The sequence below is a fragment of the Rhodococcus sp. 14C212 genome (assembly GCF_011058195.1).
GTDB classification, from domain to species: domain Bacteria; phylum Actinomycetota; class Actinomycetes; order Mycobacteriales; family Mycobacteriaceae; genus Rhodococcus; species Rhodococcus aetherivorans.
The window spans coordinates 1-19,343 of the sequence record NZ_JAALEH010000028.1; the positions used below are offsets into that span (position 1 = coordinate 1).

At 68.4% G+C, this 19,343-nt stretch carries 20 protein-coding genes and 1 rRNA gene; 2 read left to right on the forward strand and 19 right to left on the reverse strand.

Annotation, left to right across the window (positions count from 1 at the left end; translation table 11 throughout):
• Together G6038_RS14445 and murA are read right to left on the reverse strand one after the other, a co-directional pair.
• A 16S ribosomal RNA gene (locus tag G6038_RS14445) occupies positions 1-61 on the reverse strand; the annotation flags it as partial.
• 638 nt (positions 62-699) lie between these two features.
• Positions 700-1,962 carry a UDP-N-acetylglucosamine 1-carboxyvinyltransferase gene (murA, locus tag G6038_RS14450; protein WP_165038545.1) on the reverse strand — a complete coding sequence of 421 codons (1,263 nt, stop codon included), beginning with the start codon at positions 1,960-1,962 and terminating at the stop codon, positions 700-702.
• A gap of 56 nt (positions 1,963-2,018) precedes the next feature.
• Here murA and G6038_RS14455 point away from each other — a divergent pair, with 56 nt between their 5' ends.
• On the forward strand, positions 2,019-2,591 hold the full coding sequence (locus G6038_RS14455) for a cob(I)yrinic acid a,c-diamide adenosyltransferase (RefSeq protein ID WP_165038546.1): 573 nt from the start codon (positions 2,019-2,021) through the stop codon (positions 2,589-2,591).
• Between the two features lie 19 nt (positions 2,592-2,610).
• On the opposite strand, the gene G6038_RS14460 is transcribed toward G6038_RS14455, so the two are convergent.
• The 13 genes from G6038_RS14460 to prmC form a co-directional block, all read right to left on the reverse strand.
• Positions 2,611-3,033, reverse strand: a complete 423-nt coding sequence (locus G6038_RS14460; RefSeq protein ID WP_037200752.1) for a DUF2550 domain-containing protein — start codon at positions 3,031-3,033, stop codon at positions 2,611-2,613.
• Between the two features lie 47 nt (positions 3,034-3,080).
• Positions 3,081-3,446: a F0F1 ATP synthase subunit epsilon gene (locus tag G6038_RS14465; protein ID WP_165038547.1), complete on the reverse strand. Its 366-nt coding sequence runs from the start codon at positions 3,444-3,446 to the stop codon at positions 3,081-3,083.
• Between the two features lie 6 nt (positions 3,447-3,452).
• On the reverse strand, positions 3,453-4,904 hold the full coding sequence (gene atpD / locus G6038_RS14470; protein WP_165038548.1) for a F0F1 ATP synthase subunit beta: 1,452 nt from the start codon (positions 4,902-4,904) through the stop codon (positions 3,453-3,455).
• Between the two features lie 4 nt (positions 4,905-4,908).
• Complete coding sequence (locus tag G6038_RS14475; protein WP_165038549.1) at positions 4,909-5,892, reverse strand: F0F1 ATP synthase subunit gamma; 984 nt, start codon at positions 5,890-5,892, stop codon at positions 4,909-4,911.
• A gap of 48 nt (positions 5,893-5,940) precedes the next feature.
• Complete coding sequence (gene atpA / locus G6038_RS14480; RefSeq protein ID WP_165038550.1) at positions 5,941-7,584, reverse strand: F0F1 ATP synthase subunit alpha; 1,644 nt, start codon at positions 7,582-7,584, stop codon at positions 5,941-5,943.
• A 64-nt stretch (positions 7,585-7,648) separates the two neighbouring features.
• Entirely contained in the window at positions 7,649-8,488 is an 840-nt protein-coding gene (locus tag G6038_RS14485) for a F0F1 ATP synthase subunit delta (protein ID WP_165038551.1), read from the reverse strand.
• Positions 8,489-8,493: 5 nt separating this feature from the next.
• Complete coding sequence (locus tag G6038_RS14490) at positions 8,494-9,054, reverse strand: F0F1 ATP synthase subunit B (protein WP_006944352.1); 561 nt, start codon at positions 9,052-9,054, stop codon at positions 8,494-8,496.
• Positions 9,055-9,064: 10 nt separating this feature from the next.
• Positions 9,065-9,316 (reverse strand): ATP synthase F0 subunit C, encoded by a 252-nt coding sequence (locus G6038_RS14495; RefSeq protein ID WP_003935756.1) that lies wholly within the window; start codon positions 9,314-9,316, stop codon positions 9,065-9,067.
• An 89-nt stretch (positions 9,317-9,405) separates the two neighbouring features.
• Entirely contained in the window at positions 9,406-10,254 is an 849-nt protein-coding gene (gene atpB / locus G6038_RS14500) for a F0F1 ATP synthase subunit A (RefSeq protein ID WP_170914067.1), read from the reverse strand.
• A gap of 259 nt (positions 10,255-10,513) precedes the next feature.
• Entirely contained in the window at positions 10,514-10,930 is a 417-nt protein-coding gene (locus G6038_RS14505; protein ID WP_206024729.1) for a hypothetical protein, read from the reverse strand.
• Between the two features lie 62 nt (positions 10,931-10,992).
• The gene (locus tag G6038_RS14510; RefSeq protein ID WP_165038553.1) at positions 10,993-12,198 is read right to left on the reverse strand and encodes an MraY family glycosyltransferase; all 1,206 of its coding nucleotides are present in this window, start codon (positions 12,196-12,198) and stop codon (positions 10,993-10,995) included.
• Between the two features lie 18 nt (positions 12,199-12,216).
• Positions 12,217-12,879: an L-threonylcarbamoyladenylate synthase gene (locus G6038_RS14515; RefSeq protein WP_165038554.1), complete on the reverse strand. Its 663-nt coding sequence runs from the start codon at positions 12,877-12,879 to the stop codon at positions 12,217-12,219.
• Positions 12,880-12,915: 36 nt separating this feature from the next.
• A complete protein-coding gene (gene prmC, locus G6038_RS14520) occupies positions 12,916-13,836 on the reverse strand; it encodes a peptide chain release factor N(5)-glutamine methyltransferase (RefSeq protein WP_165038555.1) in 921 nt (306 codons plus the stop codon).
• Between the two features lie 122 nt (positions 13,837-13,958).
• Here prmC and G6038_RS14525 point away from each other — a divergent pair, with 122 nt between their 5' ends.
• Positions 13,959-14,429: a hypothetical protein gene (locus tag G6038_RS14525; protein ID WP_165038556.1), complete on the forward strand. Its 471-nt coding sequence runs from the start codon at positions 13,959-13,961 to the stop codon at positions 14,427-14,429.
• A gap of 24 nt (positions 14,430-14,453) precedes the next feature.
• Here G6038_RS14525 and prfA read toward each other — a convergent pair whose 3' ends face one another.
• The 4 genes from prfA to thrB form a co-directional block, all read right to left on the reverse strand.
• Positions 14,454-15,533, reverse strand: a complete 1,080-nt coding sequence (prfA, locus tag G6038_RS14530; RefSeq protein WP_165038557.1) for a peptide chain release factor 1 — start codon at positions 15,531-15,533, stop codon at positions 14,454-14,456.
• Between the two features lie 109 nt (positions 15,534-15,642).
• A complete protein-coding gene (rpmE, locus tag G6038_RS14535) occupies positions 15,643-15,876 on the reverse strand; it encodes a 50S ribosomal protein L31 (RefSeq protein ID WP_165038558.1) in 234 nt (77 codons plus the stop codon).
• 141 nt (positions 15,877-16,017) lie between these two features.
• Positions 16,018-18,045: a transcription termination factor Rho gene (gene rho / locus G6038_RS14540; RefSeq protein WP_165038559.1), complete on the reverse strand. Its 2,028-nt coding sequence runs from the start codon at positions 18,043-18,045 to the stop codon at positions 16,018-16,020.
• Positions 18,046-18,400: 355 nt separating this feature from the next.
• Positions 18,401-19,330, reverse strand: coding sequence for a homoserine kinase (gene thrB / locus G6038_RS14545; protein ID WP_165038560.1), 930 nt, complete (start codon positions 19,328-19,330; stop codon positions 18,401-18,403).
• Between the last annotated feature and the right edge of the window lie 13 nt (positions 19,331-19,343).

The window sequence follows — 19,343 nt, forward strand, 5'->3', positions numbered from 1 at the left end:
CTTGCATGTGTTAAGCACGCCGCCAGCGTTCGTCCTGAGCCAGGATCAAACTCTCCGTTGAAGACTCACAATCACACCCCGAAGGGCCGATCAGTCATAGACATCGAGCCAAATCACCAGCAAAAAAACTCAAACTAGCACAACACTGACCACCACAGACGGAAGAATGCGGCAGCCAGCAACAACCACCCCCCAAAGGGAGGCGGTCGCACCAAACAAAATATTTGGCACTGACATTCATCGGCACACTGTTGAGTTCTCAAAGAACACGCACACACCAGCACCCCACGAACCAACGTCCGCGGCGTTCCGGGGCAACCGTTCCAGCCTACCCACACCACCCGGCGAAAACAAACCCGACGCGCTCGGTGGGATCGGCAACGGCCCAGAACCCTACCAGAAGATTCCGAACCGAACAATCAGGCGCCCGCGTCCAACCTCGTTGTCCCGAGCCCCTGCGGGCCGGGTCGGTGTCCGTGTCGCTCTGACCTGGAATAAGTTACGTGAGGAACAACCGTGCGCCAAATCCGCTGGTCAAGCCCCGATGCGGCACTGTTTTCCCAGTTCACAGGTCGCCCCCGGCCCCGCCTCCGCGCTACCCGTCCTCCGTGATGCGCAGCACATTCGGCCCAGCCCTGGCGTCCTCCGGGTGGTGCTACTCGAAAACGACTGGGGTACAGCCCTTTTAGGCACACCGCATCAGGAGTCGGAGTCGACCCGTTCGATGACGCCACCGAGTTCCTCGATGATCTCCACGAACCTCGGGTAGCCGCGGTCGATGTGGTAGACGTCGTGCACCTCGGTGACGCCGTCCGCGCACAGCCCGGCCAGGACCAGTCCGGCACCGGCACGGATGTCCGACGACCACACCGGCGCGCTCGACAGCTCCTCGACACCGCGGACCACGGCATGGTGCCCGTCGGTGCGCGCGTCGGCGCCGAGCCGGATCATCTCCTCGACGAACCGGAACCGCGCCTCGAAGACGTTCTCCGTGATCATCGACGTGCCGTCGGCAACCGCGGCGAGTCCGATCGCCATGGGCTGGAGGTCGGTCGGGAAGCCGGGATACGGCAGGGTCGCGAAGTTGACCGCCCGGGGACGGTCGTGCTGAACGACCCGGAAGCCGTCCACCTCGGGCGTCACTTCCGCGCCGGCGGCACGGAGCTTGTCGAGCACGAGGCTCAGGTGCTTCGGGTTGACGCCCCGCACGCGGACGTCGCCGCGCGTCATCGCCGCCGCGATCCCCCACGTCGCCGCGACGATGCGATCCCCGATGACGCGGTGGGTGGTGGGTTCGAGCCGGGAGACGCCCATGATCGTCAGCGTCGAGGTGCCGGCCCCGGAGATGCGGGCACCCATCTGAACCAGCATGGTGCACAGGTCGACGATCTCCGGCTCCCGCGCCGCGTTGTCGATCGTGGTCTCCCCGTTCGCGAGGACGGCCGCCATCAGGATGTTCTCGGTGGCCCCCACCGACGGGAAGGCCAGGCGGATCGCGTTGCCGTGCAGGTCGTCGGCCTCGGCCACCACACAGCCGTGCTCGATCGTGCTGTGCGCCCCCAGCAGGCGGAGCCCCGTCTGGTGCATATCGAGCGGCCGTGAGCCGATCGCATCGCCGCCCGGCAGTGCGACGACGGCCTTGCGGCATCGAGCCACCAGCGGTCCGAGAACACACACCGACGCACGGAATTGCCGGACGGCGGCGAAGTCGGCCTGGTACTTCGGCTGTGCGGGGGTCGTGATGCGTACCTCGTCGCCGTCGAGCTCCACGTCGCATCCGAGGCCGCGGAGAACCTCGGCCATCAGCGGCACGTCGAGGATGTCCGGGCAGTTGGTGATGACGCTCGTCCCCTCCGCCAACAGGGCGGCTGCCATCAGCTTGAGCACGCTGTTCTTGGCACCCCCGACGACAACCTCACCGACAAGCCGGTTACCACCGGAGACAAGAAAGCGATCACTCACAACGCCACAGCCTATCGACCACACTGCGGGAATACGGGAGCGGTACCGTGACGTGCATGGCTGTCCATCTCACACGGATCTACACCCGCACCGGCGACGACGGTACGACGGGCCTCAGCGACTTCTCCCGGGTCTCGAAGAACGACCCGAGACTGATCGCCTACGCGGACTGCGACGAGACGAATGCGGCACTCGGCGTGGCGCTGGCTGTGGGCGACGTACCGGAACGGATGGTGCCGGTCCTGCGCCAGATCCAGAACGACCTGTTCGACGCCGGAGCCGACCTGTCGACGCCGGTGGTGCCTGAGCCGAAGTACCCGCCGCTGCGAATCACGCAGACGTACATCGATCGGCTCGAGCGCTGGTGCGACGAGTTCAACGAGGAACTGGCGCCGCTCGATTCCTTCATTCTCCCCGGCGGCACCGCGCTGGCGGCCCTGCTGCACACGGCCCGGACGGTGGCACGGCGGGCGGAGCGTTCCGCCTGGGCCGCGGTGGCCGCCCACCCGGACGATACGAACGTGCTGCCGGCGAAGTACCTCAACCGGCTGTCGGATCTGCTCTTCATCCTCGGCCGGGTCGCGAACCCGGACGGTGACGTGCTCTGGAAGCCGGGCGCGGGCGCGTGAGGACCCGGTCGGCCGGACGTCAGTTCGGCCGACCGCGCAGGGATCGGTCCGAAGGCCGGGATTCGAGCCAGGACAGGAAGGCGGTGAGTGCACCGCTGTCGAGAGCGATCTCGAAGTTGTTTGCGCCGTCCTGGATTTCGAGGATCACGATGTCCTCGGTCATGATGTCGTGCTCACTGCCCTCGGGCGCGCGACGGCTGCGCACCTCGACTCCCTGCCGGGCGAGCCGTGAGTCCGGGCCGGGGCGCAGACTGGAGAGCTTGTAGAACACGAGCGTGCGCTCGCCGTAACGGATGACACCGTGCCGCCACCCGGCGCCGGCGCCGTTGGGCAGCCGCCGCAGGATCGCGGCGGTGCCGCCGCCCCGCAGGGTGACGAGGCGATAGAGAAAAGCCGCGACGGCAGCCGCGAGCAGTATCACCAGAACGATGAGAACAATCATTCCAACTGACACTGCTCGTCGGCTCCGTCGCGGCTTCTCGTGTCCGGTCAGGCCCGCTCGACGGCCCGGAGTCGGCCCCGCGCCGCGGCGATCTCGGCCTCGTCCTGGCTTTCGCTCAGAACGGTGCGCGCGGACTCGACATCGATGTTCTCCGTCAGCTCCGCGGCCTCGGCGAGGATCGTCACCGTCGTGGCGGTCACCGAGAGGAAGCCGCCGTGCACGGCCGCGACGACGCGCTCGCCGTCGCCGGTCGTGATGGTGACGACGCCGCCCTCGACGAGCTGGCCGAGGACCGGCTCGTGGCCCGGCATGACACCGATCTCGCCCTCGGTCGTCTGGGCGCTGACCAGCCGGGCGGTGCCCGACCACAGGCGCTCCTCGACGGCTACGAGGTCCACGGTCATTTCAGCCATCGCGGACTACTTCCCGGCGATCTTCTTGGCGGCGGCCTCGACGTCGTCGAGTCCACCGCAGCTGTTGAACGCCTGCTCGGGCAGGTGGTCGAACTCACCCTTGGTGACGCGGTCGAACGCCTCGATGGTGTCGCGCAGCGGCACCACGGAGCCGGGCTCGCCGGTGAACTTCTCGGCGACGATGAAGTTCTGGCCGAGGAACTTCTGGATACGACGGGCGCGGCCGACGAGGACCTTGTCCTCTTCGGAGAGCTCGTCCATGCCGAGGATGGCGATGATGTCCTGCAGTTCCTTGTACTTCTGCAGGATCCGCTTGACCTCGTTGGCGACGCGGAAGTGCTCGGCACCGACGATGCCGGGCTCGAGGATGCGCGAGGTCGACGTCAGCGGGTCCACAGCGGGGTAGATACCCATCTGCGAAATCGGACGCGAGAGCTCGGTGGTCGCATCGAGGTGCGCGAACGTCGTGGCCGGCGCCGGGTCGGTGTAGTCGTCGGCGGGGACGTAGATCGCCTGCAGCGAGGTGATCGAGCGGCCACGCGTCGAGGTGATGCGCTCCTGGAGCTCACCCATCTCGTCGGCCAGCGTCGGCTGGTAACCCACGGCCGAAGGCATACGGCCGAGCAGGGTCGAGACCTCGGAACCGGCCTGGGTGAACCGGAAGATGTTGTCGATGAACAGCAGCACGTCCTGGCCCTGGATATCGCGGAAGTACTCCGCCATGGTCAGCGCGGACAGGGCGACGCGCATACGCGTTCCCGGCGGCTCGTCCATCTGGCCGAAGACGAGGGCGGTGTCCTGGAGGACGCCCATCTCCTCCATCTCCAGGTGGAGGTCGGTGCCCTCACGGGTGCGCTCGCCGACGCCGGCGAAGACCGACGTGCCGGAGAACTCACGCGCGATACGGGTGATCATCTCCTGGATCAGAACGGTCTTGCCGACACCGGCACCACCGAACAGACCGATCTTGCCGCCCTTGACGTACGGGGTCAGCAGGTCGATGACCTTGATGCCGGTCTCGAGGATCTCGGTCTTGCCCTCGAGCTGGTCGAAGGCCGGCGGCTTGCGGTGGATGCCCCACTGCTCGCCGTCGCGTCCGGTGCCCGGGGCGTCGAGGCAGTCACCGAGGGCGTTGAACACGTGGCCCTTGACGACGTCGCCGACCGGCACGGAGATCGGACGGCCGGTGTCGACGACCGTGGTGCCGCGCACCAGGCCGTCGGTGGGCTGCATGGAGATCGTGCGCACCAGGTTGTCACCCAGGTGCTGCGCGACCTCGAAGGTCAGGGTCTTCGCCACGGACGGCAGAGTGACCTCTGCGTGCAGGGCGTTGAACAGAGAGGGAACGGCACCACGCGGGAACTCGACGTCCACGACGGGGCCGATGACCCGAACGACGCGGCCGGCGGTGGCCGAGGCCGCCCCCGCCCCGTAGTTATCGGTTACTGCTGCGGTCATGTGCTTAGTCACTTCCTGCACTCGAGGCGAGCGCGTTGGCACCGCCGACGATCTCGCTGATTTCCTGGGTGATCTGCGCCTGGCGGGCCTGGTTGGCCTGACGGCTGAGGGTGTTCACCAGTTCCGTGGCATTGTCGGTGGCCGCCTTCATGGCGGTACGCCGAGCAGCCGACTCCGACGCCGCGGCATCGAGCAGCGACGCGAAGATGCGGGTGCTGATGTACTTCGGCAGCAGCGCCGCGAGCAGCGTCGAGGCCTCCGGCTCGAAGTTGTAGCCGGGCCGGGGCCCGCCGTTGCTGCCGGCGTGCCGGCCGTCGGTGAGCATGTCCTCGCCGAGGTCGATCTCGTCCTCGGTGACGGTCACCTCGAGCGGCGCCATCCGGCGCACCTCGGGGGTCTGGGTCAGCATCGAGACGAAGCGGGTGTAGACGATGTGCAGTTCGTCGACGCCCTCGATCGTCCCCTCACCGTTCGGCGCGGGCACCTCGTTGCCGGACCCGGCCATGAACAGTTCCACCAGGTGACGACTCGCCTTGGCCGCATCCGTGTAGCGCGGCTCCTGCGAGAACCCGGTCCACGCCCCCGCGACCGGCCGGCCGCGGAAGGTGTAGTAGCTCAGGCCCTTGGCACCGAGCACGTAGAACACCGGCTCCTTGCCCTCGCTGACCAGCAGCTGCCGCAGCTCCTCGGCCTCCTTGAGGACGTTGGCGTTGTAGCCGCCGGCCATGCCACGGTCGCTGGTGACAACCAGGACCGCAGCACGCCTCGGGTTGGGCCGCTCGTTGAGCAGGGGGTGATCCAGCGACGCGGACGCGCTCGCCAGCTCGGAGAGCACCTTGGTGATCTCCTCGGCGTACGGCTTGGACGCTGCCACTCGGGCCTGAGCCTTCGTGATCCGCGACGTCGCGATCAGCTCCTGCGCCTTGGTGATCTTCTTGGTCGAGTTGACCGACTTGATCCGCGAGCGGAGCTCGCGCAGGCTTGCCATTCGTCGATCACACTCCCTTCACAGGACGCTGGGTCATGGTCTCCACGCTCACTTGCGAACTGTGGTGCGCTTGACGGAAACCTGCTCCTGCTCGACCTCGTCGGCGCCCAGGGCCTCGGCCTCGGCCTCGTTCACGACGCGGGTTCCGTCGGAGGCGATGAAGCCCTCCTTGAACTTGTTGGTCGCGGCGAGCAGCGCGGAGGCGGAGTCGTCGGTCAGCGCCTTGCCGCCGGCGATCTGCTCGTAGACGCCCGAGGCGCTGTGGTGCAGGTCCTCGAGCAGCTCGGCCTCGAAGCGACGCACGTCGCCGACAGGAACCGAGTCGTAGACGCCCTGACCCGCGAGGTAGATCGACACGATCTGGTCCTCGACGGCGACCGGGGAGTACTGGTCCTGCTTGAGGAGCTCGACCAGACGCTGGCCACGCTCGAGCTGCGCCTTCGAGGCCGCGTCGAGGTCGGAGGCGAAGGCGGCGAACGCCTCGAGCTCACGGAACTGCGCGAGCTCCAGACGCAGCGAGCCGGACACCTTCTTCATGCCCTTGGTCTGCGCGGCGCCACCGACTCGGGAAACCGAGATACCGACGTTGATGGCGGGGCGGATGCCCTTGTTGAACAGGTCGGACTCGAGGAAGACCTGGCCGTCGGTGATGGAGATGACGTTGGTCGGGATGTACGCCGAGACGTCGTTGGCCTTGGTCTCGATGATCGGCAGGGCCGTCAGCGAACCGCCACCGAGCTCGTCGGACAGCTTGGCCGAGCGCTCCAGCAGACGGGAGTGCAGGTAGAACACGTCGCCCGGGTAGGCCTCACGTCCCGGCGGGCGGCGCAGCAGCAGGGAGATCGCGCGGTACGCCTCGGCCTGCTTGGTCAGGTCGTCGAACACGATGAGCACGTGCTTGCCCTGGTACATCCAGTGCTGGCCGATGGCCGAACCGGTGTAGGGGGCGAGCCACTTGAAGCCGGCGGAGTCGGAGGCGGGGGCTGCGACGATGGTGGTGTACTCCATCGCGCCGTGCTCCTCGAGGGCAGCCTTGACGCCCGCGATGGTGGAGCCCTTCTGACCGATCGCGACGTAGATGCAGCGGACCTGCTGCTTCGGGTCGCCGGTGGCCCAGTTGGCCTTCTGGTTCAGGATCGCGTCGACGCAGACGGCGGTCTTGCCCGTCTTGCGGTCGCCGATGACCAGCTGGCGCTGGCCGCGACCGATCGGGGTCATCGCGTCGATGGCCTTGATGCCGGTCTGCAGTGGCTCCTCGACCGGCTGACGCTGCAGCACGGTCGCGGCCTGCAGTTCGAGAGCCCGGTTCTCGGTCGCCTCGATGTCGCCGAGGCCGTCGATCGGCTGGCCCAGGGGGTTCACGACGCGGCCGAGGTAGCCGTCGCCGACCGGCACCGACAGAACGTCGCCGGTCCGCTTGACTTCCTGGCCCTCTTCGAGGTCCTGGTAGTCGCCGAGGATGACGGCACCGATCTCGGTGGCGTCGAGGTTCAGGGCCACGCCCAGCACACCGCCGGGGAACTCCAGCAGCTCGTTGGCCATCGCCGACGGCAGACCGCTGATGTGCGCGATGCCGTCACTGGTGTCGGCGACCACGCCGACCTCCTCGCGGGAGGCCTCCGGGGAGTAGCTCGCGGTGTAGTTGTCGATCGCGCTACGGATCTCGTCGGAGGAGATCGTCAGCTCCGCCATGTTCTTCCTGCTCTCGGTATCTGGTCTTCGAAAAGATCGCTATGTGTGTGTGTTCGGTAGTGGACTACGTGAGGCTCTTGCGCACTGCGGCGAGTCGACCCGCGGCGGTGCCGTCGATGACCTCGTCGCCCACCCGGACGACCAATCCACTGAGAAGCTCGGGAACCACCTCGACGTGCACCGTGACCGGTTTCCCGTACGTTCTGGTCAGGATACCGGTGAGCCGTTCGGCCTGCGCCGCGCTGAGGGGTGCCGCGCTGCGCACGTGGGCGACGGCGCGGTCCCGCTGGGTGGCGGCGAGGTTCGACAGTTCGTCGAACGCGTCGGCCGGGGCCTTGTCCTTCAGCCGTCCGACGGCCTGCACGGCCAGGGCCTCGGTGATCGCCGTGGACTTGCCGTAGAGCAGACGCGAGAGGAACTCCCGCTTGGCGGCCAGCGGCTTGGTGCGATCGGAGAGGGCCTGTTCGAGTTCGGCGTTGCCGGCCACGATGCGGCCGAGCCGGAACAGCTCGTCCTCGACGGTGTCGAGCTGGTTCTGGTCCGCCGCCGCCGACAGGAGGGCTTCGCGGCCCAGCTGAACGAGGGAGTTGGTCAGGTCGGACTGGGTCGACCAGTCCTGCCCTGCCGCCGCCTTCAGAGTCGCGAGGGCGACGGGCGAGACCTTGCTCCCGAAGACCCGCTCGGCCAGCGCCTGCCGACCGACTGCCGGGGTCGAGGCGTCGGCCAGCGCACTCCGCAGGGTGCGCTGATCGTCGAGTACCTCGACCACCGAGAACAGCTCGGAGCCGGCCTGCGCCGCAGCTGCAGTTGCGGCACCCGCGGCAGCGGATGCGGTGCTCGACGCCAACGCGCCCTGCAGCGCGGAACGCGTCTGAGCGAGTGCCTCACGGCTTGCTGCGTACATGGTGCTCACTTTCGGGATGCAGAGTCAGCGCTGAGGGAGTCGAGCTCGCTGAGGAAGCGGTCGATCGAGCCGGCACGCTTGACGTCGTCGGAGAGGGACTCCCCGATGACCTTCTCGGCCAGATCCACGGCGGTGCGTCCGAGATCCCCGCGCAGCTCGGTCACGATCTGCTGGCGCTGGGCCTGCAGTTGGTTGTGACCGGCAGCGACGATGCGGTCGCTCTCCTCCTGGGCCTGGGCCTTCATGTCCGCGATGATCTGCTGGCCCTGGGCACGGGCCTCCTCGCGGATCTGCGCCGCCTCGGTGCGGGCCTCGGCAAGCTGCGCGCGGTACTGCTCGAGCGCGGCCTTTGCCTCGGCCTGAGCTTCCTCGGCCTTCTTGATGCCGCCTTCGATCAGCTCCGAACGCTCGTCGAGCACCTTCTGGAACAGCGGAAGCACGTACTTCCAGAAGACGAGCCCGACGATGATCAGGGCGACCAGCGACCAGACGATGTCATACGTCGCGGGGAGCAGAGGATTTTGGTCCTCCGCCTCCGCCGCGAGCAACAGGATGCTGTCAGCCATGGTCGTCAGATCAGAAGATGAAGCCGGCGACGATACCGATCAGCGCCAGGGCCTCGGTGAACGCGATACCGAGGAACATGGTGGTGCGCAGCTGGCCGGCCATCTCGGGCTGGCGGGCCATGCCCTCGATCGCCTTGCCGACGACGATGCCGATGCCGATGCCGGGGCCGATGGCCGCGAGGCCGTAGCCGACCGCACCGAGACCGCTGATGGTGCTCTCCGTCTGGGCGAGGACGTCAACTGCCTGAAGCGCAACGCTCATTGGTGTTCCATTCCCTTTCTTGTGGCTCGGCCCCGGGGATCGGCAACCGAGTCAGTCTGTGTGTTGTGTGGGTAGTGCCGGTCGGCGCGCTAGTGCTCTTCGGCGTGCAGCGCCAGGTCGATGTACACCGCCGTCAACAGCGAGAAGATGTATGCCTGCAGGACGATCACCAGCAGCTCGAAGAAGGTGAACGCGACGCCACCGATCAGCGAGCCGATGCCGAAGATCTTCATCGCTCCTTCGGAGCTGAAGAAGAAGAACTGGGTTGCGCTGAAGAACAGCACCAGCATGATGTGGCCGGCCAGCATGTTCGCCATGAGACGGATGGTGAGCGTGAACGGGCGCAGCAGGAACGTCGAGATGAACTCGATCGGGATGACCAGCACGTGCAGCGCGGGGGGCAGGTTCGGAACGACGATGCTGCTCTTGACGTAGCGGAAGAACCCGTACTTCTTGATGCCCACGTAGTTGAAGACGACGTAGGCCAGCGCGGCCAGCACGATCGGCATACCGATGCGCGCGTTCGACGAGATGTTCAGGAACGGGATGACCGACGTCAGGTTGAGACCGACCACGAGGAAGAAAATGGTCACGAGCACCGGAAGGAATCGGCGGCCCTGCTGCTTGCCGAGGATGTCCTCGGCGATGTTGATCCGCACGAAGTCGATCATGATCTCGGCGACGTTCTGCACACCGCGGGGCACAATCTTCGGGCTGCGCATCGCGAGCGCGAAGAACAGCGCCACAAGCACGGCCACGACGACGCGGATGAGCATCAGGCGGTCCATTTCGAAGGGGGTGCCTTCGAACAGAACTGCTGGGGGGAAGAAATCGGCTAGTGACGGCGCGTGGAATTCTCCGGCAGCCAAGGTGGTGACGCTCAGCGCTCTCTCCCGTAGTCGGCCGCAGGCATTGCCGTCTGCGGTTCGATCGGACATTGACGATCCAACAAGTCGACCAGGTCGGCTCGCGTATTCGCCAGCTGCTGTCGGCTCCCGATCGGGGCCAGCGTCTGTCGGTGTCGGCGACTCTCGTCGACTCGGCGGCCATTCGAACACGACCGCCTGCGAGGGCACAACCGCACTCGACTCCTCGGGAATCGCAGGCAGTCGCACTCGCTTGGGACGACCTTATCAACACTTCTACGACGTTGTGTAGGCGGGTGCCCGTACCGCCAGGTCATTGACAACGGCGGTACTACCGCTCGTCGTTGTTCCCCTGCTCAGCGCTACCGGCAGGCTCCACGTACAGCGCCCGCTGCGACAGCACACCGTAGGTCTCGGCTCCCAGGACGATGAGCAGCGCGAAGACGATGGTGAGCACCAGCACACGCTTGTCGTAGAAATCGAGCGGCTCGAGCAGCATCATCACCACGATCGCGAGGATCAGCTTGAGGAGCCAGGTGCCCAGCAGCACCGCGCCCGCCGTCGTCGCCGGAAGCCGGACGGTGAGGAGCACGCCGAGGGCGGTGAAGAGAATGAACCCCCCGCCGACGGCCGCGCCGATCAGCGCACCCCACACGCCCGGCAGGCCGGCGACGAGGCCGCCGATCACCGTCGCGACGACCGTGAGTGCGATCAATCCGAGGACGCCGTAGCGGACGGCGGCACGCATCGGCGCGGAAGAGTCGGGCAGGGCGGGCAGGGGCCGATCCGAGGAGGTCACGGGAATCAAGCCTAACGGACCCGGCGCCGGCCCCAGCGTCGCCGGGGACGGTCGGTGTCCTCGTGACGCAGCGACGGCACCGCCGTGACGACCAGCGCGAACACCAGTCCGCCTGCCACGAGCAGCACGACGGCCCGCCGGTCGAGCAGGGACGAGCCGACGGCCCCGAACGCGAGCACCCCGACCCACAGGTAGATCAGCAGCACCACCCGGCGGTGCGAGTGCCCGATCTGCAGCAACCGGTGATGCAGGTGCATCTTGTCGGGACTGAAGGGGCTGACCCCGGCCCGGGTGCGCCGGACGATCGCCAGCAGCAGGTCGAGAATGGGAATGAACATGACCGCCCCCACGAGGATCAGCGGGGAGAGCAGACCGAGCAGGTCGCGGGTGCCGTAGGCGGCCAGGGGGATGCGTCCCGACGCGCTCGTCGAGATCGCCGCCAGCATCAGGCCGATCAGCATCGATCCGGAGTCGCCCATGAAGATCCGGGCCGGCTGGAAGTTGTGCGGCAGGAAGCCGAGGCAGGCGCCGGCGAGGGCCGCGGCGATCAGGGCGGGCGGATACGCGCTGACGTCGCCGCCCTGGTCGTGCAACAGCCCGACGGAGAACACACAGATCGCGACGGCCGCGATCAGCCCCAGGCCGGCCGCGAGCCCGTCGAGACCGTCGACGAAGTTCATCGCGTTGATCATCACCACCGCGACCAGCACGGTGAACAGCCCCGCCTGCAGCTGGTCGAGGATGAGGGTGCTGCCGCCGAACGGCTCGTAGATGACGATCCAGCTCACGCCCATCACGACGAGCACACCCGCCGCCGTGACCTGCCCGACGAACTTGGTCAGGGCGTCGAGTCCCCAACGGTCGTCGATGATCCCGACGACCACGATGATGGTGCCCGACACCAGCGCCGCACCCATGTCGGGGGTGTACTCGAAGCCTCTGGTCAGCGCCGGCAGCTGCTGGGCGAAGAGCAGGCCCGCCACCAGCCCGATGTACATGCCGACGCCGCCGAGGCGCGGCGTCGGCTGGACGTGCACGTCGCGGTCCCGGGGTACCGCGACGGCACCGAACCGGATCGCGGCGATCCGCACGGCCCCGGTCGAGAGGAAGGTGACGACCGCGGCGGTGAGGAGCACGAGCAGCAGCTCACGGATGGGCACGCCGGCGCCGCGGCCCGACTGGGCCAGCACCAGGGATGCCGTGTCGGCGGCAGTCACTTCGCCCGGTCCCCGCCGTCACTCCCCGCCGGCACGCAGCTGCGCCGGATCCTCGCCCAGCACCTCCGCGATGTCCTCGACCGCCACGGCGCCTTCGCGCAGCACGCGGGGCCGATCGGCGGTCAGGTCGACGATGGTGGAGGCGACGGCGTGTTCGGCCGGTCCGCCGTCGAGGTACACGCTTGCCGACCCGCCGAGCTGGGTGCGCGCGTCGTCCACGGTGGTGGCCGGGGGACGGCCGGAGACGTTCGCGCTCGACACGGCCAGCGGGCCCACCTCGCGCAGCAACTCGAGCACCACGGGGTGCAACGGCATGCGCAGCATCACGGTGCCGCGGGTGTCGCCCAGGTCCCATGCGAGCGAGGGAGCTTGGTGCACAACGAGACTCAGACCGCCGGGCCAGAAGGCGCGGATGAGTTCCCGCGCCTGCGGACGAACGGTGTTCACCAGGCCGTCGATCGTGTTCCACGAGCCGACCAGCACCGGCACCGGCATGTCCCGGCCCCGGCCCTTGGCGCGCAGCAGGCCGGTCACCGCATCGCTGTCGAAGGCATCCGCCGCGATCCCGTACACCGTGTCCGTGGGCACGACGACGAGCCGTCCGGCCTTCAGCGCACCCTTGGCGGCGGTCAGCCCAGCGGCGCGGGAATCGGGGCGACTGCAGTCGTAGACGGTGCTCACGAGTTCATCCTTCCACTGCCGTGAACGTGCCCGACATCACACACCCGTCCCGCCCTGGGATCCGCCGCGCCGCGCCTCCACGTCGGTCGGCACCCGGCGGGCGACGACGAACCGCGGCCGGCCCGCCAGATCGGGGTGCTCGGTCACGTCACCGAACACGCGGCGCTGCGCGAACAGCTCCGCGACCTGGGCACCGTTCGTGTCGTCGTGCTCGACGCCGACGGCACCGCCGATCCGCAGCCAGCGGGCGATGTTCGACACCATCGGCTTGATCACCGACAGCCCGTCGGGACCGCCGAACAGCGCCGAGTGCGGATCGTGCTCGAACACCTCGGGCGGGAGGTCGGTGCCCTCGGGAATGTAGGGCGGATTCGACACCACGATGTCGACCCGGCCCTCGAGCGACGTGAGCAGGTTGCGGTCCGTCACGTCGCCCTGATGCAGGAGGATCGGCGTGTCCCCCGCCGCCGCGCAGCGTTCCGCGTTCCGCCGCGCCCAGGCCAGGGCATGGGGCTCGAGTTCGACGGCGTGCACGACCGCGTCCGGCCGGGCGTGCGCAACGGCCAGCGCGAGGGCGCCCGAGCCGGTGCACAGGTCGAGCACCACCGGCGGATGCTCCTGGATGCCTTCCAGGTACGCCAGGGCCCAGGCCAGCAGCAGCTCGGTCTCGGGCCGCGGGACGAAGACGCCGGGGCCGACCTCGATGTCGATCTCCCCCATCCCCGTGCTGCCGGTGATGTACTGCAGCGGGATCCGCTTGGCGCGCTGCGCGATCATCGCGCGGTACGCGTCGACCATGGCGGGATCGACGAGCGGCACGAGCCCGAGACGGGTGCGCTCGATGCCGAGGAGATGCGCGGCGAGCAGTTCGGCATCCACACGCGGGCTGGGGACTCCGGCCTCCTCGAGCACCGACACCGCTTCGAGGATCGCCAGGCGCAGAGGTTGACGAGTCACGGCGTACAGACTGCCATGCCGGTCATCACACGGAAACGGACAGGTCACGCATCACGCCGGTCTGCGGCATGATCGAGATCGTCCATGTCGGGCAGGACTAGGAACGACGGAAGGATCTTCCTGTGACGAAGTCGAGATTCGCGGTTCGGACAGCGGCCGTCGTCGCACTCGGAGCCGCAGGCAGCCTCGCGGCACCCGGACTCGCCTCCGCATCGCCGATCGACGTCCCACCCACGCCGCTGCTCTGCAGCTACGTCGCGCCGATCCACAGCGTGACCGAGACGGACAGTGACGCCCTCGAGGAGGGTCAGCTGTTCTTCGCCGTCGGCGAGCAGAAGGCGCAGAACGGTCAGGTCAACTGGATCAACACGGCCACCTGGCAGTCGGGGGGCGCCTCGTTGACCGCGACACCGCAGAGCGGCGACGTCCCGATCGCGCTGCTGAACACCGGACCGGGCACCGTCGTGTCCGCCGTGTGGGGACCGCATCAGAACGCGAAGGGCGAGAACTGCTTCCTGCTTCCCGGCATCGACCTCTCACAGGTGCCCGGGGACGACGATCCCGGCGACGAACCCGGCGAGACCGCGCAGTAGCCGCCCGGGGCCCGGTTCACAGCGTCACTCCGCTGCGAGCCGGGTCTCCCGATCGGCCTTGCCCAGGGCGTCGAGCAGGGCGTCCATGTCGCCGTCGAGCACGCCGTCGAGATTGTGGGCCTTGAAGCCGATGCGGTGATCGGTGATCCGGTTCTCGGGAAAGTTGTAGGTGCGGATGCGCTCGGAGCGGTCCACCGTGCGCACCTGGCTGGCGCGGCCCGCGGAGGCCTCCGCCTCGGCGGCCTCCTCCGCCGCGGCCTGCAGTCGCGCGGCGAGCACCTGCATCGCCCGCGCCTTGTTCTGCAGCTGGGACCGCTCGTTCTGGCACGTGACGACGATGCCGGTGGGCAGATGCGTGATGCGCACCGCCGAGTCGGTGGTGTTGACGCCCTGACCACCCTTGCCGGAGGAGCGGTACACGTCGATGCGCAGGTCCGACTCGTCGATCTGGACCTCCTCCACCTCGTCCGGCTCGGGGTAGATGAACACGCCGGCCGCCGAGGTGTGCACCCGGCCCTGGGACTCGGTGACGGGGACACGCTGGACGCGGTGCACGCCTCCCTCGAACTTCAGGCGCGACCAGACGCCGTCACGCACATCGCTCTTCGACTTGATCGACAGCGTCGCGTCCTTGTAGCCGCCGAGGTCGGAAATGGTCGCGCCGAGGACCTCCACACGCCAGCCGGCGCGCTCGGCGTACCGGCTGTACATGCGGGCGAGGTCGGCGGCGAACAGCGCGGACTCCTCACCGCCCTCCCCCGACTTGACCTCGAGCACCACGTCGTCGCCGTCGTGCGGATCGCGCGGGGCGAGCAGGTCGGTGAGCGCCTTGTCGAGTTCGGTCACCCGTTCCTCGAGCGCGGGAATCTCGGCCGCGAAGGCGGCGTCGTCCGCGGCGAGTTCACGCGCGGCCTCGAGATCGTCGCGCGCGGCCCGCAGCCTGGTGTAGGTGGCCATGACGGGAGCGAGCTCGGCGAACCGCTTGCCGACCTTGCGGGCCGTCGACGGGTCGTTGTGCAGCGCCGGATCGGACAGCTGCTGCTCGAGACCGGCGTGTTCGGCCAGGATGTCGTCGATGGCCGACGGCTTGGTCTGACCCGCCATGTGATTCGCTCCACTCGTCCTCGTGCCGATCCGTGCCGCGCCCGGATCGGGATGGAAAAGGCCGACGCCCGGCCTGTGGCTGAGACAGAACCGGGCGTCGGCGAGACAGCTACTTGTCGGCAGCAGCCTTCTTGGTGTCGCGCTTGCCGTAGCGGGCCTCGAAGCGGGCGACGCGTCCGCCGGTGTCGAGGATCTTCTGCTTGCCCGTGTAGAACGGGTGGCACTGCGAGCAGACCTCGACGGTGATCCGTCCCGACTCTGCGGTGCTGCGCGTCTCGAACGTGTTCCCGCAACCGCAGACGACGGTGGTCGTCCCGTAGTTCGGGTGGATTCCTGCCTTCATGGTGTCCCTTTCGTGGCCGCCGGGTCGCCTCCGCGGATCGGAGACGTGAACCGGGACCGGACTGAGCTGTTCGATTATGCCAAACGCATGCCCGGGGGAAGAAATTCCGCCCCCGGGCACACGGCGCCGCCGCCGCGGCGATCAGTCGTCGAGTGCTCCCGGTGCCGTCTTCGACACCTGCAGGAGGAACTCGATGTTGCTCTTGCTCTTCTTGAGCCGGTCGATGAGCAGATCGATGGCCTGGTGCGAGTCCAGACCGGAGAGCACGCGGCGCAGCTTGTGCACCACGCCGAACTCGTCGGGGCTCATCAGCAGCTCGTCCTTGCGCGTGCCGGAGGGGTTGACGTCCACTGCCGGGAACACGCGCCGCTCGGCGATCTTGCGGTCGAGCTTGAGCTCGGCGTTGCCGGTGCCCTTGAACTCCTCGAAGATCACCGTGTCGCCCGTCGAACCCGTCTCCACCATGGCCGTGGCGATGATGGTGAGCGAGCCGCCGTTCTCGATGTTGCGAGCCGCGCCCAGGAACCGCTTCGGCGGGTACAGGGCGGTCGAGTCGACACCGCCGGAGAGGATGCGGCCCGACGCCGGCGACGAGTTGTTGTACGCGCGGCCGAGGCGGGTGATCGAGTCGAGCAGGACGACCACGTCGCGGCCCTGCTCGACGAGCCGCTTGGCACGCTCGATCGCAAGCTCGGCGACCGACGTGTGATCCGCCGGCGGCCGGTCGAAGGTCGAGGCGATGACCTCGCCCTTGACCGAGCGCTGCATGTCGGTGACCTCTTCGGGCCGCTCGTCCACCAGCACGACCATGAGATAGCACTCGGGGTTGTTGGTCGTGATCGCGTTCGCGATGTCCTGCATCACCGTCGTCTTGCCGGCCTTCGGCGGCGACACGATCAGGGCACGCTGGCCCTTGCCGATCGGCATGATCAGGTCGATCACGCGGGTGGTCAGGATGTTCGGGGTCGTCTCGAGCCGCAGTCGCTGGTTCGGGTACAGCGGGGTGAGCTTGTTGAACTCCGGGCGGCGCTTGGCGGCATCGACGTCGCCACCGTTGACCGTGTCGAGCCGGACCAGCGGATTGAACTTCTGACGCTGGTTGCCCTGCTCCCCTTCGCGCGGCACGCGGACCGCACCGGTGATGGCGTCGCCCCGGCGCAGGCCGTTCTTGCGCACCATGTTCATCGAGACGTACACGTCGTTGGGGCCGGCCAGGTACCCGGAGGTCCGGACGAACGCGTAGTTGTCCAGGACGTCGAGGATGCCGGCGACCGGCTGCAGAACGTCGTCCTCGCGGATCTCGGGCTCGCGCGTGTCACCGCCGGCCTCGCCGCGGTCACGTCCGCGACGACGCTCACGGAAGCGGCGCCCGCGGCGCCCGCGGCCGTCCTCGTCGTCGTCGCCACCCCGGCCGTCGCGGCCGTCGCGGCCGTCCTGACGGGGACCCTGACCACGGTCCTCGCGGCGGCGTTCTCCCTGGTCACGCTGGCCGTCGCGCTGGTCACGCTGGCCGTCGCGCTGGTCACGCTGGCCGTCGCGCTGACCGCGCTCGCGGCGACCGCCGTCGGACGGTTCGGCCTTCTCCTCGGTCTTCTCCTCGGCGCGCGGCTTCTCGTCGGCTCGTGCCTCGGTGCCGTCCTTCGGAGCCTCGACGGTGGCCGTCTCGGCGGCCTGGTCGCCACCTCGGCGACCGCGACGCTGACGACCCCGGCGGCCACCCTCGGCCTCGCCCTCGGCGGGCTGTTCCGCCGCGGCAGGCCGTTCGGGCGACGTCGTCGCGGCGGGCTGCGCCTGCGCCGACTCGGCGGCGGGGGCGGCAGTGTCCGCAGGGGCGGCGGTGTCGGCGCCGGCCGCGTCCTGGGCGGCGCCACGGGCGCGACGAGTCCGGGCGGTCCGGGCGGGCTGTTCCGGCGCAGGAGCCGTCTCGGCGGCTCCGCCGCCCTGACGCTCCTTGATCGCGGCGATGAGATCGCCCTTGCGCATCCCGGAGGTTCCCTTGATACCGAGTTCGGCCGCGAGGGTCCGCAGCTCGGCCAGCACCATGCCGGAGAGACCGGCACCACGCCGGCCGGCACGCGGTGCAGTCTGTGCAGGATCGGTGGCCTGCGCTCCCGCGGACGAATCCGTGGTATCGAGAACAGGCGTAGCGATCAGGTCCGTATCTGTCACGGAGATCCTTTCCTTCCCTCACTCGCGCCACGCAGAGTCGAGGGTTCGTTCCGCAGATCTTGCGTCGATCTGGGATTGCCGTACGTGTTCACGGATCGAACGGTCGGCACGTCCGCCATCACGCCATCCCCCGGCAGGTGCGGTCGGTCCATCTCCCCGAAACGATGTCAGGTGAGGATCGATCCAGGATCGATCGCCCCGATGGATCTGGAGTGAATGACCTGGAAAAGCCAGCGACTGAAACGCACGACGTGCGGACTAAGCACAGAATAGCGACGAACTGTACGTTGAGCAAGAAGAACCCCCGGGCGCGTCGCCCGGGGGTTCGCGCCCGACTCGAGAGGTTCGGGCTCGCTCACACGACCTGCACGCCGTCCGCGACGTCGAGTTCGAGCACGGTCATGTCGTCGGCTTCCGCGGCCGCGCGCAGTTCCGCGGGGAACGACTCGGTCGTGAGGGCGAGCACCGTGGGGCCGGCACCGGAGACCGCGGCGGGAATGCCCGCCGCGCGCAGGGTGGCGATCCACTTGGTGGTCAGCGGCAGGGCCGGGGCGCGCTGCGCCTGGTGCAGCAGATCCTCGGTCGCCGGCATCAGCAGGTCCGGCCGCTCGGTGAGGGCGACGACGGCCAGCGCCGCACGGCTGACATTGAACGCCGCGTCGCGGTGCGGCACCAGATCGGGGAGCAGCCCGCGGGTGTGCGCGGTGGACGAGCGCGACGACGGCACCAGCACGACGACCCGTATCGCCGGGTGGACCGCGAGCGGCACCGCGCGGTAGGTGCGCTGTTCGTCGCCGACGACCGACTCGCTCCACGACACGACCGCGCCGCCGAGAATGCTGGCGGAGGCATTGTCCGGGTGGCCCTCGAACTCGGAGGCGAGCTGGACGAGCTGCGCCTCGTCGAGCACGCGCTCCGGAGCGACCTTGCGCACCAGCCCGTTGGCGGCCGCCAGACCCCCGACGACCGCCGACGCCGACGATCCGAGGCCGCGCGAGTGCGGAATAACGTTGCGGCACAACACGTCCAGACCGTCGGCCCACACTCCGGCGGCCTCGAGGCCGCGTTCGACCGCCCGCACCACCAGGTGCGACGGTCCCCACGGCACTTCTTCGGCACCCTCGCCCTCGACGCGCACCTCGAGGCCCGATGCGGTTGTGGTGACCGTGATCTCGTCGTACAACCCGACGGCCAGCCCGAGCGAATCGAAACCGGGGCCCAGATTCGCGCTCGACGCCGGAACCCGGGCGGTCACGGAGATCCCTACGGGCAGCGTCTGCGTCATGTCGTCTTTCCCA

Excerpts from the sequence above, each read along its gene's own strand:
- G6038_RS14455 (WP_165038546.1), top strand. The coding sequence starts at position 2,019 with ATGGCTGTCCATCTCACACGGATCTACACCCGCACCGGCGACGACGGT.
- G6038_RS14460 (WP_037200752.1), bottom strand. The coding sequence starts at position 3,033 with ATGATTGTTCTCATCGTTCTGGTGATACTGCTCGCGGCTGCCGTCGCG.
- G6038_RS14465 (WP_165038547.1), bottom strand. The coding sequence starts at position 3,446 with ATGGCTGAAATGACCGTGGACCTCGTAGCCGTCGAGGAGCGCCTGTGG.
- atpD (WP_165038548.1), bottom strand. The coding sequence starts at position 4,904 with ATGACCGCAGCAGTAACCGATAACTACGGGGCGGGGGCGGCCTCGGCC.
- G6038_RS14475 (WP_165038549.1), bottom strand. The coding sequence starts at position 5,892 with ATGGCAAGCCTGCGCGAGCTCCGCTCGCGGATCAAGTCGGTCAACTCG.
- atpA (WP_165038550.1), bottom strand. The coding sequence starts at position 7,584 with ATGGCGGAGCTGACGATCTCCTCCGACGAGATCCGTAGCGCGATCGAC.
- G6038_RS14485 (WP_165038551.1), bottom strand. The coding sequence starts at position 8,488 with ATGTACGCAGCAAGCCGTGAGGCACTCGCTCAGACGCGTTCCGCGCTG.
- G6038_RS14490 (WP_006944352.1), bottom strand. The coding sequence starts at position 9,054 with ATGGCTGACAGCATCCTGTTGCTCGCGGCGGAGGCGGAGGACCAAAAT.
- G6038_RS14495 (WP_003935756.1), bottom strand. The coding sequence starts at position 9,316 with ATGAGCGTTGCGCTTCAGGCAGTTGACGTCCTCGCCCAGACGGAGAGC.
- atpB (WP_170914067.1), bottom strand. The coding sequence starts at position 10,254 with ATGTCCGATCGAACCGCAGACGGCAATGCCTGCGGCCGACTACGGGAG.
- G6038_RS14505 (WP_206024729.1), bottom strand. The coding sequence starts at position 10,930 with ATGCGTGCCGCCGTCCGCTACGGCGTCCTCGGATTGATCGCACTCACG.
- prfA (WP_165038557.1), bottom strand. The coding sequence starts at position 15,533 with ATGGCGGGTCAGACCAAGCCGTCGGCCATCGACGACATCCTGGCCGAA.
- rpmE (WP_165038558.1), bottom strand. The coding sequence starts at position 15,876 with ATGAAGGCAGGAATCCACCCGAACTACGGGACGACCACCGTCGTCTGC.
- thrB (WP_165038560.1), bottom strand. The coding sequence starts at position 19,330 with ATGACGCAGACGCTGCCCGTAGGGATCTCCGTGACCGCCCGGGTTCCG.